At 64.5% G+C, this 14,568-nt stretch carries 13 protein-coding genes; 9 read left to right on the top strand and 4 right to left on the bottom strand.

All coding sequences use genetic code 11. The features are described 5' to 3' along the window. The first annotated feature begins 24 nt into the window (after nt 1-24). On the top strand, nt 25-1,206 hold the full coding sequence (locus tag ACIPW4_RS11255; RefSeq protein WP_400657723.1) for a pyridoxal phosphate-dependent aminotransferase: 1,182 nt from the start codon (nt 25-27) through the stop codon (nt 1,204-1,206). Between the two features lie 36 nt (nt 1,207-1,242). Here ACIPW4_RS11255 and ACIPW4_RS11250 read toward each other — a convergent pair whose 3' ends face one another. After that, nucleotides 1,243-1,683 carry an RrF2 family transcriptional regulator gene (locus ACIPW4_RS11250; protein WP_400657702.1) on the bottom strand — a complete coding sequence of 147 codons (441 nt, stop codon included), beginning with the start codon at nt 1,681-1,683 and terminating at the stop codon, nt 1,243-1,245. A 187-nt stretch (nt 1,684-1,870) separates the two neighbouring features. On the opposite strand from ACIPW4_RS11250, the gene ACIPW4_RS11245 reads away from it, so the two are divergent. The 8 genes from ACIPW4_RS11245 to ACIPW4_RS11210 all read left to right on the top strand — a co-directional run bounded on the left by ACIPW4_RS11245 (nt 1,871) and on the right by ACIPW4_RS11210 (nt 11,310). Next, the gene (locus tag ACIPW4_RS11245; RefSeq protein ID WP_400657699.1) at nt 1,871-3,472 is read left to right on the top strand and encodes an ABC transporter substrate-binding protein; all 1,602 of its coding nucleotides are present in this window, start codon (nt 1,871-1,873) and stop codon (nt 3,470-3,472) included. Nucleotides 3,473-3,523: 51 nt separating this feature from the next. Continuing rightward, a complete protein-coding gene (locus ACIPW4_RS11240; RefSeq protein WP_400657696.1) occupies nt 3,524-4,483 on the top strand; it encodes an ABC transporter permease in 960 nt (319 codons plus the stop codon). A 3-nt stretch (nt 4,484-4,486) separates the two neighbouring features. Further along, a complete protein-coding gene (locus ACIPW4_RS11235) occupies nt 4,487-5,314 on the top strand; it encodes an ABC transporter permease (protein ID WP_400657694.1) in 828 nt (275 codons plus the stop codon). Between the two features lie 2 nt (nt 5,315-5,316). Then, nucleotides 5,317-6,951, top strand: coding sequence for an ABC transporter ATP-binding protein (locus ACIPW4_RS11230; protein WP_400657692.1), 1,635 nt, complete (start codon nt 5,317-5,319; stop codon nt 6,949-6,951). 9 nt (nt 6,952-6,960) lie between these two features. Further along, entirely contained in the window at nt 6,961-7,665 is a 705-nt protein-coding gene (locus ACIPW4_RS11225) for an NAD(P)H-dependent oxidoreductase (RefSeq protein WP_400657690.1), read from the top strand. Nucleotides 7,666-7,897: 232 nt separating this feature from the next. Then, nucleotides 7,898-9,001, top strand: coding sequence for a polyamine ABC transporter substrate-binding protein (locus ACIPW4_RS11220; protein WP_400657687.1), 1,104 nt, complete (start codon nt 7,898-7,900; stop codon nt 8,999-9,001). Between the two features lie 36 nt (nt 9,002-9,037). Next, on the top strand, nt 9,038-10,432 hold the full coding sequence (locus ACIPW4_RS11215; RefSeq protein ID WP_400657685.1) for an aminotransferase: 1,395 nt from the start codon (nt 9,038-9,040) through the stop codon (nt 10,430-10,432). A gap of 53 nt (nt 10,433-10,485) precedes the next feature. After that, nucleotides 10,486-11,310 (top strand): LuxR C-terminal-related transcriptional regulator, encoded by an 825-nt coding sequence (locus ACIPW4_RS11210; protein ID WP_400657683.1) that lies wholly within the window; start codon nt 10,486-10,488, stop codon nt 11,308-11,310. Nucleotides 11,311-11,314: 4 nt separating this feature from the next. Here the strand turns inward: ACIPW4_RS11210 and ACIPW4_RS11205 are convergent, their stop codons facing one another. The 3 genes from ACIPW4_RS11205 to ACIPW4_RS11195 all read right to left on the bottom strand — a co-directional run bounded on the left by ACIPW4_RS11205 (nt 11,315) and on the right by ACIPW4_RS11195 (nt 14,541). Further along, complete coding sequence (locus ACIPW4_RS11205) at nt 11,315-12,718, bottom strand: sensor histidine kinase (RefSeq protein ID WP_400657681.1); 1,404 nt, start codon at nt 12,716-12,718, stop codon at nt 11,315-11,317. Then, the gene (locus ACIPW4_RS11200; protein ID WP_400657678.1) at nt 12,696-13,376 is read right to left on the bottom strand and encodes a response regulator transcription factor; all 681 of its coding nucleotides are present in this window, start codon (nt 13,374-13,376) and stop codon (nt 12,696-12,698) included. Before ACIPW4_RS11200 ends, ACIPW4_RS11205 begins: the two co-directional genes overlap by 23 nt. A 145-nt stretch (nt 13,377-13,521) precedes the next feature. Continuing rightward, nucleotides 13,522-14,541, bottom strand: a complete 1,020-nt coding sequence (locus ACIPW4_RS11195; RefSeq protein WP_400657676.1) for a branched-chain amino acid aminotransferase — start codon at nt 14,539-14,541, stop codon at nt 13,522-13,524. Nucleotides 14,542-14,568 lie beyond the last annotated feature (27 nt).

Below are 14,568 nucleotides of genomic sequence, written 5' to 3'. Positions count from 1 at the left end.
CCCCGCACAACAGGACAACCAGCCATGCGATTCTCCTCATTGACCCAACGGATCGCCGGTGACGGCGCCGCCGCCTGGGAGATCCACTACCGCGCCCTGGCCATGCTCGAGCAAGGCCGCGACGTGCTGCTGCTGTCGGTCGGTGACCCGGACTTCGACACCCCGGCGCCGATCGTCCAGGCGGCGGTGGCCAGCCTTGAAGCTGGCAATACCCATTACGCTGATGTGCGCGGCAAGCGCAGCCTGCGCGAGGCCATTGCCCGTCGCCACCAGCAACGCAGTGGCCAGGCGGTCACGGCCGACCAGGTGACGGTGCTGGCGGGGGCGCAGTGCGCGCTGTTCTGTGTGGCGCAATGCGTGCTGGAGCCAGGTGATGAAGTGATCGTCGCCGAGCCGATGTATGTCACCTACGAGGCGGTGTTCGGTGCCTGTGGCGCCAAGGTGGTGCCGGTTCCGGTGCGCCCGGAGCATGGCTTTCGCGTGCAAGCCGAAGACGTCGCCGCACGCATCACCCCGCGCACCCGCGCCCTGGCGCTGAACAGCCCGCACAACCCTTCCGGTGCCAGCCTGCCACGCAGCACCTGGGAAGCCTTGGCCGAACTGTGCATCGCCCATGACCTGTGGCTGATCAGCGACGAGGTGTACAGCGAACTGCTGTTCGACGGCGAACACATCAGCCCCGCCAGCTTGCCGGGCATGGCCGAGCGTACGGCGACGCTGAACAGCCTGTCCAAGTCCCATGCCATGACGGGGTGGCGGGTGGGGTGGGTGGTCGGCTCGCCGGCGTTGTCCGGGCACCTTGAGAACCTTGCGCTGTGCATGCTGTATGGCTCGCCCGACTTTATCCAGGATGCGGCGGTGGCTGCGCTGGAACAGCCTTTACCGGAGCTTGAGGCCATGCGCGAGGCTTATCGTCAGCGCCGTGACCTGGTGTGCGAAAGCCTTGCGCACTGCCCGGGGATACGGGCGCTCAAGCCCGATGGCGGGATGTTCGTGATGGTCGATATCCGCGAAACCGGGCTCAGTGCGCAGGCATTCGCCGACCGGCTGCTCGACCAGCATGGGGTGTCGGTGCTGGCTGGTGAAGCGTTCGGCCCGAGCGCGGCGGGGCATATCCGCCTGGGCCTGGTGCTGGGCGCCGAGGCGCTGGGTGAAGCTTGCCGCCGCATTGCCCTGTGCGCCCGCGAATTGATGAGGAATGCCTGAACGGTTGATGTGGTCCATCAGTGTGGGAGCCGGTGATCAGGCCGAGTGGGTGTGTTCCCTGGGGGGATCAAACGCCACAAACAACTGATCCGCAGTAATGGTCCCCAAATCCAGCCGCATGTTCTGCTCCAGCATCGCAAACAGCCGGGTGAACACTTCGTACACCTTGCAGTGGTCTTCCAACCCGGCAAACGGGTTGTCGATCTTCTCGGCGATCAGCGAGCTTTCCTGCACGGCGTCATACACCTCGCGCAAGGTGATCTCTTGCGGCGCACGGGCCAGCGTCACGCCGCCCTGGGCGCCGCGGTACGAGGTCAGGATATTGGCCTTGACCATCTGCGAGACCATCGAGCGCACGCGGGTAGGGTGCACCTTGACCCACTTGGCGATGGTCTCTGTGCGCAACTTCTGCGGGGCATTGGCCGCCACGAACGAAAGGATGTACGAGGCGGTGATGAGTCGGGTCGACTGGCTCATGGGGCGAGGGCTCCCTGCGAAAACGTCAATGTTATACCACTGAAAAAGCCCGGTAACGGGCGCTGGAAATCAGCTTGTCCTGCCGCTAATGTATTTGTTACGGTAACAATTACAAATTGTAAACAGCTTCTACGCAATCTGCTTTGACCGAATAACAATTTCTTGCGGTTCAACAGGGGCAAATGCCATGAGCGATAACAACAAGAACAGTCCTCACGCCATTCTCGACAGCGGCCTGCCGCGCCGGGATTTCCTCAAGTACAGCGCTGCCGCTGCGGCCATCGCCGGGGCGTTTTCCCTCGGCCTGCCGCTGCCTGGCCATGCCGACGAGGCCACGCCAAAACCAGGCGGCACCTTGCGCCTGGGCCTAGCCGGGGGCAGCACCACCGATTCCAAAGACCCAGGCTCGTGGGTCGACACCTTCACCTTCATCGGCTTCTCGGCGGTGTACAACACGCTGACCGAAATTTCCGTGGAAGGCACTGCCATCCCCGAGCTGGCCGAGCGCTGGGAATCGAGCCCCGACGCCAAGGTCTGGACCTTCACCCTGCGCCAGGGCGTGACCTTCCACAACGGCAAGACCCTGACCGCCGATGACGTGGTGGCCTCGATCCAGCACCACCTGGGTGACAAATCCACCTCCGCTGCCAAGACCGTACTGGGCGATGTCGCCAAGGTGCACGCCAGCGCCCCCGACACCGTGGTGTTCGAGCTGCATTCGGGCAACGCCGACTTCGCCTACGTGGTCGCCGACTACCATCTGGTGATCATGCCCGCCAAGGACGGCCTGGCCGACTGGCAGGCCGGTGTCGGTACCGGCGGTTACCGCATCAAGGGCTTCGAGCCGGGCATACGCATGGACCTGGAGCGCAGCCCCGACTACTGGAAGCCGGGCAGGGCGCATTTCGCCAGCGCCGAGCTGATCGCCATCGCCGACGGCGCCGCGCGGGTCAACGCGCTGGTCACCGGCAAGGTCGATGTGATCAACAAGGTCGACCTCAAGACCGTGTCCTTGCTCAAGCGCAACCCGAAGCTGGTGATCGAGGAAACCAAAGGCGCCCAGCACTACACCTTCCCGATGCTCACCGACAGCCAGCAGTTTCGCGACAACAACGTACGCTTGGCTCTCAAGCACGCGATCAACCGCGAGACCCTGCTGGCGTCGGTGCTCTACGGCTACGGCCAGGTCGGCAACGACCACCCGTTGCAGCCGGCCAACCGCTTCATCAACCCGGCGCTGGAGCAGCGCGTCTACGACCCGGACAAGGCTCGCTTCTACCTGCGCCAGGCCGGCATGGACAGCCTCAAGGTGCGCCTGCAGGCCTCCGATGCCGCCTACAGCGGCGCGGTGGATGCCTCGGTGCTGTTCAAGGAGCAGGCGCGCCAGGCCGGCATCGACATCGACGTGGTGCGCGAACCTGCCGATGGCTTCTTCACCAACGTCTGGATGAAACAGCCGTTCACCACCTCGTTCTGGTATTCCAGCCTGACCGCCGACCGCATGTTCAGCATCGGCTACGCCAAGGGCGCGGCGTGGAACGAGACGCACTGGGACAATCCGCGCTTCAACCAGCTGCTCAACGCCGCCCGTGGCGAGATGAACGAGCCGCTGCGCCGCGAGATGTACAACGAGATGCAGGCGCTGTGCCGCGATGAAGGCGGGGCGATCGTGCCGCTCTTCGCAAGCTCCGTCGCCGCCCGCTCCAGCCGCGTCGCCCATGGCCCGCTCACGGCGCCCTATGGAGAGCTGGATGGCCTGCGGGTGATCGAGCGCTGGTGGCAGGCGTGAACCCCTAGCGTTTCGCAAGGCTGACTCTGCATCCCGTAAAGGAGTGGTACGGTGAACAATCTTGGCAAACTGCTTGTGCAGCGGCTGGCCCTGGGCCTGTTGTCGCTGTTTGCGGTCTCGGTGGTGATCTTCCTGGCAGTCAGCATGCTGCCGGGCGACATCGCCCAGGCCATGCTCGGCCAGTCGGCCACCCCGGAAACCGTGGCCGCATTGCGTGCCCAGCTGGGGCTGGACCTGTCGCCGCTGCAGCGCTTCGTGCAGTGGGCATGGCGCCTGGTGCACGGTGACCTGGGCGTGTCGCTGGCCAACCAGCGGCCGATTATCGAGCTGGTGGGCTCGCGGCTGGGCAACACCTTCAGCCTGGCCCTGCTGGCGGCGCTGTTCTCGGTGCCGACGGCATTGCTGCTGGGCATGCTCGCAGCGCTGTACCGCAACAGCTGGTTCGACCGGCTGCTCAATACCGGCGCGCTGAGCGCGGTGTCGTTCCCCGAGTTCTTTGTCGCCTACCTGCTGATCCTGGTGTTCGCGGTGAAGCTCGAATGGCTGCCAGGCATCTCCAGCCTGCCTGCGGATGCTTCGCTGGGCGAGGTGCTGGAAGCCTCGGTGCTGCCGGTGGCGACCCTGAGCCTGGTGGTGATCGCGCAGATGATGCGCATGACCCGCGCCTCGCTGATCAACCTGCTGGCCAGCCCCTACATCGAAATGGCCCGGCTCAAGGGCGTGTCGCCAGCGCGGGTGATCTTCAAGCATGCCTTGCCCAATGCTTTGGCGCCGATCGTCAACGTGGTGGCGCTGAACCTGGCGTACCTGGTGGTGGGCGTGGTGGTGGTGGAGGTGGTGTTCGTCTACCCGGGGCTCGGCCAGTTGCTGGTGGACTCGGTGGCCAAGCGCGACATCCCGGTGGTGCAAGCCTGCAGCCTGATCTTCGCCGGCACCTACATCCTGCTCAATACCGGCGCCGACGTGCTGTCGATCGCCAGCAACCCACGCCTGATGCATCCGAAGGGGTAGACCATGAGCCTGTTGACACCTGTGCTGCGCGCGCCCCTGAGCGCCAAGTTCGGCCTGCTGGTGATTGTCGCCTACACCGTGGTGGCGCTGTTCGCGCCGCTGCTGGCGCCGTATGGCGAAACCCAGGTGGTGGGCGAAGGCTTCGCGCCGTGGAGCCCGCAGTTTTTGCTGGGCACCGACAACCTTGGCCGCGACACCTTCAGCCGCCTGCTGTACGGCGCCCGCAATACCCTGGGCATCGCCTTCCTGACCACCAGCCTGGCCTTTGCGCTGGGCGGCCTGTGCGGGCTGGTCGCGGCTATCAAGGGCGGCTGGATCGACCAGGGCCTGTCGCGCCTGGTGGACATCCTGATGGCCATCCCGCAGCTGATTTTCGCCTTGCTGATCCTCAGCGTGGTCGGCACCACGGCCACCTCGCTGGTGCTGGTGATCGCGCTGCTCGACGCCACGCGGGTGTTCCGCCTGTCGCGGGCGGTGGCGATGAATGTAGTGGTGCAGGACTACGTCGAGGCCGCGCGGCTGCGTGGGGAGGGGCTGTGGTGGCTGGTCACCCGCGAAGTGCTGCCCAATGCCGCCGCGCCGCTGATCGCCGAATTCGGCCTGCGCTTCTGCTTCGTCTTCCTGTTCATCAGCGCCTTGTCGTTCCTCGGCCTGGGTATCCAGCCGCCGACCGCCGACTGGGGCAGCATGGTGCGTGACAACGCGGTGCTGATCACCTTCGGTGACATCAGCCCGCTGCTGCCGGCCCTGGCGGTGGCGTTGATCACGGTGAGCGTGAACTTTGTCGTCGACTGGGTGCTGCACCTGTCCAGTGGCCTGAAGGAGTGCTGAGCATGAACACAGATACTTTGCTGGAAATCCGCGGCCTGCGCATCGAAGGCCAGCATGACGACGCCTGGCACCCGCTGATCAAGGGCATCGACCTGACACTCAAGCGTGGTGAAGTGCTGGGCCTGATCGGCGAGTCCGGTGCCGGCAAGTCGACCCTGGGCCTGGCCGCCATGGGCTACGTGCGTGACGGCTGCCGGATCAGTGGTGGCAGCGTCTGCTTCGATGGCATCCAACTGCTCGAGTGCAGCGCCGAAGCCCTGCGCAAGCTGCGCGGGCTGCGCATCGCCTACGTGGCGCAGAGCGCTGCCGCCTCGTTCAACCCGGCGCATCGGCTGATCGACCAGCACGTGGAAACCGCCGTGATCAATGGCGGCATCGACCGCGCCAAGGCCGAGGCCGAAGCGGTGGAGCTGTACCGCATCCTGCGCCTGCCCGACCCCGAGCACATTGGTCAGCGCTACCCGCACCAGTTGTCCGGTGGCCAGCTGCAGCGGGTGATGACCGCCATGGCGATGGCCTGCCACCCGGACCTGATCATCTTCGACGAACCGACCACGGCACTGGACGTCACCACCCAGATCGAGGTGCTGGCGGCGATCCGCGATGCGGTGAAGACCTTCGGCAGCGCCGCGCTGTACATCAGCCATGACCTGGCGGTGGTGGCGCAGATGGCCGACCGCATCATGGTGCTGCGCCACGGCAGCCTGGTGGAGGAGGCGCAGACCCGCCACATGCTCAGTGCGCCGCAGCAGGCCTACACCCAGTCGCTGTGGGCGGTGCGCAATTTCCACACCTCGGCCAAGGCCTGCCCACGCGATGAAAAGCCCTTGCTGGAAGTGCGCAATGCCAATGCCTGCTACGGCCAACAGCCGGTGCTGCACGATGTTTCGCTGAAGCTGTACCGCGGCCAGACCCTGGCTGTGATCGGCGAATCGGGCAGCGGCAAGAGCACCACGGCGCGTCTGATCAGCGGCCTGCTGCCGCCAACCTCGGGCCAGGTGCTGTATGACGGTGAGGCCTTGCCGGCCGACTACCGCCAGCGCAGCAAGGAGCAGCTGCGGCGCATCCAGATGATCTACCAGATCCCCGACACCGCGCTGAACCCGAGGCAGCGCATCGTCGACATCATCGGCCGGCCACTGGGTTTCTACCTCGGGCTCAAGGGCAAGGCGCTGCGCGACCGGGTCGCCGAGCTGCTGCGGATGATCGACCTGGAGCCGGGCAAGTACATGGACCGCCTGCCACGCGAGCTCTCGGGCGGGCAGAAGCAGCGGATCTGCATCGCCCGCGCCTTGGCCGCCGAGCCGCAGCTGATCATCTGCGACGAAGTGACCTCGGCGCTCGACCAGCTGGTGGCCGAGGGCGTGCTGAAGCTGCTCGACCGTATCCAGCGCGAGCTGGGCGTGGCCTACCTGTTCATCACCCACGACGTGGCCACCGTGCGCGCCATCGCCGACGAGGTGCTGGTGATGCAGCGCGGGCGGGTGGTCGACCATGGCAGCCGCGAGGCGATCTTCCAGCCGCCGCACCGTGATTACACCGGGCTGCTGTTCTCCTGCGAGCCCGAGATGGACCCCGACTGGCTCGACCGCCTGCTGGCGACGCGCAACTCCAATTCCCCTTTGGCAACTGTTTGAGGATTGCCCATGAAAGTCCTGATCGTTCACGCTCACCCCGAGCCCCAGTCGTTCACCGCCGCACTGCGTGACCAGGCGGCACAGACCTTCCGCGCCCAGGGCCATGAAGTGCAGGTCAGCGACCTGTACGCCATGGGCTGGAACCCGGTGGCCAGCGCCGATGATTTCAGCCACCGGGAAAACCCCGAGTACCTGGTGTATGCGCTGGAGCAGCGCCTGGGAGTGAAGAGCGGTTCCATCGCGCCTGATATCCAGCAGGAGCTGGACAAGCTGCTGTGGGCGGACCTGCTGGTGCTGAACTTCCCGATCTTCTGGTTCTCGGCGCCGGCGATGCTCAAGGGCTGGATCGACCGGGTGCTGGTGTCCGGGGTGTGCTATGGCGGCAAGCGTTTCTATGACCAGGGTGGCCTGGCTGGCAAGCGTGCGCTGGTAACGGTGACGATTGGCGGGCGTGAGCACATGTTCGGGGAAGGGGCGATCCATGGGCCGCTGCAGGATATGCTGCGGCCGATCCTGCGCGGCACCCTGGCCTATGTCGGCTTCGAAGTGCTGGAACCGTTCGTGGCCTGGCATGTGCCGTACATCAGCGATGAAGCGCGCCAGGACTTCCTGCGCAGTTACCAGCAGCGCCTGCAGCACCTGTCGGATGACCTGCCGCTGAGCTTCCCACGCCTGGAGCAGTTCGACGAGGCGCTGTATCCCCGACAGCGCTGAACACTGTGGGAGCGGCCTTGTGTCGCGAAAGGGCCGCGAAGCGGCCCCCGGTTTTCAGCTTCGCAGCCAACATTGAGGGGCCGCTCTGCGGCCCTTTCGCGACGCAAGGCCGCTCCTACAGGGATCGCGCCGGTTCTTAAAAATGATCTTGCCGACACACCCATTCGGGGTATGGTCCCCACCCGCCAATCCCTCGATAGTGGTTCCATCCTGATCACACGATGGAGTTGCTATGCGCAAGGCATTGAAGGTGATTTCCAGTCTGCTGTTGTGTTGCACCGCCACGGCCACCCTGGCCACCGAGGCCGACACCAGCAACACGCTCAGGCTGTACAACTGGACCGACTACATCGGCGAAAACACCCTTGCCGATTTCGAGAAACAGACCGGCATCAAGGTGATCTACGACACCTTCGACGGCTACGAGACGGTCCAGACCAAACTCCTCACCGGCCGCTCCGGCTACGACCTGGTGATGCTCAATGGCTCGCTGGTGCCGCCGCTGATCAAAGCCGGGGTGTTCCAGCCGCTGGATAAAACCAAGCTGCCAAGCTGGGCCAACCTCGACCCGCAAGTGGTGCAGAGCCTGCAGGCCTTCGACCCCGGCATGCGCTACTCGGCGCCCTACACCTGGGGCAGCTCCGGCATCACCTACAACGTCGACAAGATCAAGCAGCGCATGCCCGACGCGCCCATCGGCTCGCTGGCCATGCTGTTCGACCCGAAGATCGTCTCGCGCTTCGCCGACTGCGGCGTGACCGTGATGGACGCGCCCAGTGAAGTCATCCCGCTGGCCCTCAAGTACCTCGGCAAGGACCCGCAGAGCGCCAAGCCGGCAGACCTGAAAGCCGCCCAGGACGTGCTCATGGGCATCCGCCCCTACATCAAGAAGTTCGACTCGGTGAACTACCTCACCAGCCTGCCCAACGGCGACGTGTGCATGGCCCTGACCTGGTCCGGCGACTATGCCACCGCCCAGGCCCGCGCCCAGGAGGCGAAGAAGGACATCAAGCTGGCGTTCTTCATCCCCAAGGAAGGTTCGCTGATCTGGTTCGACAGCCTCTACCTGCCCAATGACGCCCCGCACGTGGCCAATGCCCACCGCTTCATCGAATACCTGCTGCAGCCCAAGACCATGGCCGAGGTCACCAACTACATCCACTACGCCAACAGCAACGCGGCCGCCACGCCCCTGGTGCTGGCCGATATCCGCAACGACCCGGCCATCTACCCCGACGAGCAGACCCGCGAGCGGCTGTTCACCCAGAAGTCCCAGGACCCGCAGGCCATGCGCGCCATCACCCGGGTCTGGAGCACGGTCAAGACCGGCATCTGACACCTTTCTGCGTACCCATCCGACAAGGAATTGCTTATGGCTACCCCGACCAACGACCGCCTGGTGAAAGCCGACAAGGCCCATTACATGCACGGCTACCACATGTTCGACGAGCACGCCGAGCAGGGCGCGCTGAACATCCAGGCCGGCGACGGCGCCTACATCTTTGATACCCAGGGCAACCGCTTCCTCGATGCCGTCGGCGGCATGTGGTGCACCAACATCGGCCTGGGCCGCGAGGAAATGGCCCTGGCCATCGCCGACCAGGTGCGCCAGCTGGCCTATTCCAACCCGTTCTCGGACATGGCCAACCCCAAGGCCATCGAACTGTGCCAGAAGCTCGCCAGCCTGGCGCCGGGCGACCTCGACCACGTGTTCCTCACCACCGGCGGCTCCACCGCCGTGGACACCGCCTACCGGCTGATCCAGTACTACCAGAACTGCCGCGGCAAACCGCACAAGAAGCATGTGATCGCCCGCTACAACGCCTACCACGGCTCGACCTGCCTGACCATGTCGATCGGCAACAAGGCCGCCGACCGGGTGCCGGAGTTCGACTACGCCCACGAGCTGATCCACCACGTGTCCAACCCCAACTTCTACCGGGCGGCGCCTGATATGGACGAGGCCGAGTTCCTCGACTTCCTGGTGGCCGAGTTCGAGGACAAGATTCTCTCCCTGGGCGCGGACAACGTTGCCGCCTTCTTCGCTGAGCCGATCATGGGCTCGGGTGGAGTGATCATCCCGCCCAAGGGCTATTTCCAGCGCATGTGGCAGGTGTGCCAGACCTACGACATCCTCTTCGTCGCCGACGAAGTGGTCACCTCGTTCGGTCGCCTGGGCACCTTCTTCGCCTCCGAAGCGCTGTTCGGCGTCACCCCGGACATCATCACCACCGCCAAGGGCCTGACCTCGGCGTACCTGCCATTGGGCGCGTGCATCTTCTCCGAACGCATCTGGAAGGTGATCGCCGAACCTGGCAAGGGCCGCTGCTTCACCCACGGTTTCACCTACAGCGGGCACCCGGTGTGCTGCGTGGCGGCGCTGAAGAACATCGAGATCATCGAGCGGGAAAACCTGCTGGCCCATGTCAACGATGTCGGCGCCTATCTGGAGCAGCGCCTGCAGACCCTGGCCGAGCTGCCGCTGGTAGGCCAGGTGCGCTGCATGAAGCTGATGGCCTGCGTCGAGTTCGTCGCCAACAAGCAGACCAAGGCGCTGTTCCCCGACGCGGTGAACATCGGCGAGCGCATCCATGTGCGGGCTCAGGCCAAGGGCCTGCTGGTGCGCCCGATCATGCACCTGAACGTGATGTCGCCGCCGCTGATCATTACCCGTGCCCAGGTGGACGAGATCGTTGGCACCCTGCGCAGCTGCATTCTCGAGGCGGCCCAGGAGCTGACCGAGCAGGGCCTGTATCACGGCCAATGATCGACCTTCAGCCAAAGATGCGCGCACGTGCCCCGGCCGGTAGACTGCGGGGCATGAGCCGAGCACACGAAAACACCCCAATAAACCTGCCGTTTCATGCCCTGCAGCAATGGCACAGCGCCCTGCAACAGGCCTCCGCCCACAGCGAGGGCCCGGACGCGCTGGCCTGGCTGGCGGCCGCCATCAGCCAGCTGGTGGCGGCCGAATCGATGCTGATCAGCCTCGAACGCAAGGGCCAGCCGCCGCAGCTGCTGTACCAGCAGGGCATCCCCGACCGTTACCACGAGGCGGTGCTGGAGCGCTATTTCGCCGCGGGCTACCTGCTCGACCCGTTCTGCCTGGCGGTGCAGAAGGGCCTGGCGCAGGGCTTCTATCACCTGGAAGACATCGCCCCGGACAACTTCTTCGACAGCGACTACTACAAGACTTATTACCTGGGCACCGGTTGCAGCGAGGACAGCTATTTCATCGTCGACCTGGGCAACGACAGCAAGATATCCCTGAGCCTGTTCCAGGGTTGCAGCGGTGCGCGGCTGGAACAGCCGCAACTGCACCTGCTGCAGGCGGTGGAACCGATGGTTCGCGAGCTGCTGATACGTTATGCCCGGCATGGGCTGCAGCCGCAGCCGCAGGCGAACGAGAGCGTGCAGGCCGCCTTCGACAGTTTTGGTTGCGGGGTGCTGACCGAGCGCGAACGGGAAGTGGCGCAGATGGTGCTGCAGGGGCACTCGGTGAAGTCCACCGCCCATGAGCTGGGGATTTCGCCAGAGACGGTGCGCATGCACCGCAAGAACCTTTACCTGAAGCTGCAGATCAATTCGCAATCGGAACTGTTCGCCCAGTTCATTGGGTGGTTGCAGCGTGCGCCCGGCCAATGACCCGCTACCGCAGCTCCTGTTTTGCCAGGGCGGTCAATGGGCAGTGCAATACCAGCTTCGCGCCACCCAGCTCGCTTTCGCCAATCTCCAGGCCGAAGCCGTGCAGGTCGACGATCGCCGCAACGATCGACAGCCCCAGGCCGAACCCGGAATGACGGTGGCCTTCCTCGCTGCGGTAGAAACGCTTCAACACCGCGGCGCGCTCTTCTTCGGGTATCCCCGGCCCGCTGTCTTCGATGGCGATATGCACGCCCAGCTCATCCTGAGTCGCGCTAATGGCCACGCGACCCTCTTCAGGGGTGAACTTGATGGCATTGCCCACCAGGTTGGCCAGCGCTTCGAACAGCAGTTCGCGATCACCATGCAGTGCCGGCAACTGGGCAGGCTGTTCGAGATTCAGGCGGATGCCGCCGTCCTCGGCCAGCGGCAGGTAGAAGTCATGCAGTTCCACCAGCAAATCGTGCGGATCGAGCTGGACGAAGCCGGCGCGACGCTGGCGGTCCTCCAGCTCGCTGATACGCAGCAAACCACGGAAACGCGCCATCAGCGTGTCGGTTTCGCCGATTGCCTGGTCCAGCGCCTCGGCTTGCGGCGAGTCTTGTGCACTGTGCTGGCGAATGCGGTACAACTGTGCGCGCAGGCGGGTGAGGGGGGTGCGCAGGTCGTGGGCGATGTTGTCGCAGACGCCCTTGACCTCGTGCATCAGCCGCTCTATGCGGTCGAGCATGGCGTTGACGATGGCGGCGAGCATGTCCAGCTCATCGCGGCGTGCCGACAGCGGCAAGCGGTGTGTGAGGTCGCCGGCGACGATCAGTTCGGCCTGGGCCTGGATGGCACGAATGCGCTTCAAGGGGCGGCGGCGCAGCAGGTACCAACCGGCAAACCCCGGGATCAGGGTCAGCGAGATGCCCCACAGCAGCGCATGCAGGATGATGCGGGTGACCACGAACAGCGAGCCATTGTCGCGGAACAGCACCAGCCAGCGGCCATCCTGCACCTTGATCGCCACCGCATCGCAGCTGTCGCGTGGCATGTGCGGGTCGTCGGCATCCAGGCAGCGCTTGAGCTCGTGCACCTTGCCGTCCAGGCCAAGGTCCGGCGGGATCGCGCGAATGCGCCCGCCCACCGGGTTGAGCTGTGCGTCGAACAGGCCATAGGCATCGAAGCTGCGCTCTTCGAACGCCTGGCTGGCGATCAGGGCGTCGTCCAGCTGCTTGCCGCTCATGTGCGCGAACAGGTGCTGGCGCTGCAGCATGGAGTGGCGGGTGAGCTTGTTCAGGTAGCTGGACACCTCGAAGTACAGTACCCCCATGAGGATGCTGCTCCAGGCCACGAAGAGAAAACTGTACAGCGCCAGCAGGCGGCTGGTGGACGAACTCCAGCCTTTAGACGGGTTCAGCAATGGCATAGCCCGAGCCCCGTACCGTACGGATCAGCGGCGACTGGCCAGTGGCGTCGATCTTCTTGCGCAAGCGGCCGATGTGCACGTCGATCAGGTTGGTGCCCGGATCGAAGTGGTAGCCCCAGACTTCCTCGAAGATCATCATCCGCGTGATCACCTGGCCGCTGTGGCGCATCAGGTACTCCAACAGCTTGTACTCGGTGGGCAGCAGGTTGAGGGTGTGCTCGCCACGGCGGGCTTCGTGACTGATCAGGTCCAGCTCAAGGTCGGCGACCTGCAGGCGGGTCTGGGTCATGGGCACGCTGTTGCGCCGCAGCAGCACTTCGACCCGCGCCGCCATTTCGTCGGAGGCGAACGGCTTGGTCAGGTAGTCGTCGCCACCGGCTCGCAGGCCACGCACGCGTTCATCGACGTCGGACAGTGCGCTGATCATCAGGATCGGTGTGGCGATTTTAAGGTTGCGCAGGGTGGTGACGATCGTCAGGCCATCGACCTCGGGCAGCATGCGGTCTACGGTGATCAGGTCGTAACCGCCGGCAATGGCCTTGGCCAGGCCTTCGCGGCCGTTGTCGGCCCAGTCCACATCCAGGCCGTGGCTGGAGAGTTCGGCGACGATTTCCTGGCCGGTGACGGCGTCGTCTTCGATGGTCAGTACGCGTGGCATGCTCGTTCCTGGGCGTCTATTGAAGACTTGATTGTGCCAAAGAATAGCCAAACGGCGATTTAAGAAAAATTCATCTACGGCGCGTCAAACAAAACGGGGCATGCCAGTGTCTGGCATGCCCCGTCGATCAGCGTGGCGCAGCGGCTCAGGCGACCTTGACGATCCAGCCGGCAGGCGCTTCGACGTCGCCGCTCTGGATGCCGGTCAGCTCGTTGTAGAGCTTCTGGGTGACCGGGCCGACCTTTTCCAGGTCGTGGAACACGTGCAGCTTGCCGTTGTACTCGATGCCGCCGATCGGGGTGATCACCGCGGCGGTGCCGCAGGCGCCGGCCTCGATGAAGCGGTCGAGCTTGCTGATTTCGACATCGCCTTCGATCACGGTCAGGCCCAGGCGCGATTGCGCCAGTTCCATCAGCGACAGGCGGGTGATGCCTGGTAGTACCGAAGCCGATTTCGGGGTGACGAATTCGTTGTTGGCGGTGATGCCGAAGAAGTTGGCCGAACCGACTTCCTCGATCTTGGTGTGGGTCAACGGGTCGAGGTAGATGGCGTCGGCGAAGTTGGCCTTCTTGGCTTCAGCGCCCGGTTGCAGGCTGGCCGCATAGTTGCCACCGACCTTGGCAGCGCCAGTGCCCTGAGGGGCGGCACGGTCGAAGCTGGAGATCTGGAAGTTGTGCGGCTTCATGCCGCCCTTGAAGTACGAGCCAACCGGGATGGCGAAGACCGAGAAGATGAACTCGGGGGCGGTGCGCACGCCGATGTTGTCGCCGGTGCCGATGACGAACGGGCGCAGGTACAGGGCGCCTTTGCCGTGCGGCGGAACGAACTTCTCGTTGGCCTTGACCACTTGCTTGCACGCTTCGATGAACACATCGGTCGGCACCTGCGGCATCAGCAGGCGCGCACAGCTGCGCTGCATGCGGGCGGCGTTCTGGTCCGGGCGGAACAGGTTGATCGAGCCGTCCTTGCAACGGTAGGCCTTGAGGCCTTCGAAGCACTGCTGGCCATAGTGCAGGGCGGTGGAGCCTTCACTGATGTGCAGCACGTTGTCTTCGGTCAGGGTGCCGTTGTCCCACTCACCATTGCGCCATACGGACAGGTAGCGCTTGTCGGTCTTGATGTAGTCGAAACCCAGCTTGTCCCAGTTAATGCTTTCGTTACTCATGACACCCTCGATTGTCTTGCAGGTGCC

Origin of the sequence: Pseudomonas sp. NPDC089996 (genome assembly GCF_044748405.1) — a bacterium.
Lineage (GTDB): Bacteria > Pseudomonadota > Gammaproteobacteria > Pseudomonadales > Pseudomonadaceae > Aquipseudomonas.
This window is presented reverse-complemented; position numbering and strand designations above follow the sequence as displayed.

Excerpts from the sequence above, each read along its gene's own strand:
- ACIPW4_RS11225 (WP_400657690.1), top strand. The coding sequence starts at position 6,961 with ATGAAAGTCCTGATCGTTCACGCTCACCCCGAGCCCCAGTCGTTCACC.
- ACIPW4_RS11235 (WP_400657694.1), top strand. The coding sequence starts at position 4,487 with ATGAGCCTGTTGACACCTGTGCTGCGCGCGCCCCTGAGCGCCAAGTTC.
- ACIPW4_RS11220 (WP_400657687.1), top strand. The coding sequence starts at position 7,898 with ATGCGCAAGGCATTGAAGGTGATTTCCAGTCTGCTGTTGTGTTGCACC.
- ACIPW4_RS11195 (WP_400657676.1), bottom strand. The coding sequence starts at position 14,541 with ATGAGTAACGAAAGCATTAACTGGGACAAGCTGGGTTTCGACTACATC.
- ACIPW4_RS11210 (WP_400657683.1), top strand. The coding sequence starts at position 10,486 with ATGAGCCGAGCACACGAAAACACCCCAATAAACCTGCCGTTTCATGCC.
- ACIPW4_RS11215 (WP_400657685.1), top strand. The coding sequence starts at position 9,038 with ATGGCTACCCCGACCAACGACCGCCTGGTGAAAGCCGACAAGGCCCAT.
- ACIPW4_RS11200 (WP_400657678.1), bottom strand. The coding sequence starts at position 13,376 with ATGCCACGCGTACTGACCATCGAAGACGACGCCGTCACCGGCCAGGAA.
- ACIPW4_RS11250 (WP_400657702.1), bottom strand. The coding sequence starts at position 1,683 with ATGAGCCAGTCGACCCGACTCATCACCGCCTCGTACATCCTTTCGTTC.
- ACIPW4_RS11245 (WP_400657699.1), top strand. The coding sequence starts at position 1,871 with ATGAGCGATAACAACAAGAACAGTCCTCACGCCATTCTCGACAGCGGC.
- ACIPW4_RS11205 (WP_400657681.1), bottom strand. The coding sequence starts at position 12,718 with ATGCCATTGCTGAACCCGTCTAAAGGCTGGAGTTCGTCCACCAGCCGC.
- ACIPW4_RS11255 (WP_400657723.1), top strand. The coding sequence starts at position 25 with ATGCGATTCTCCTCATTGACCCAACGGATCGCCGGTGACGGCGCCGCC.
- ACIPW4_RS11230 (WP_400657692.1), top strand. The coding sequence starts at position 5,317 with ATGAACACAGATACTTTGCTGGAAATCCGCGGCCTGCGCATCGAAGGC.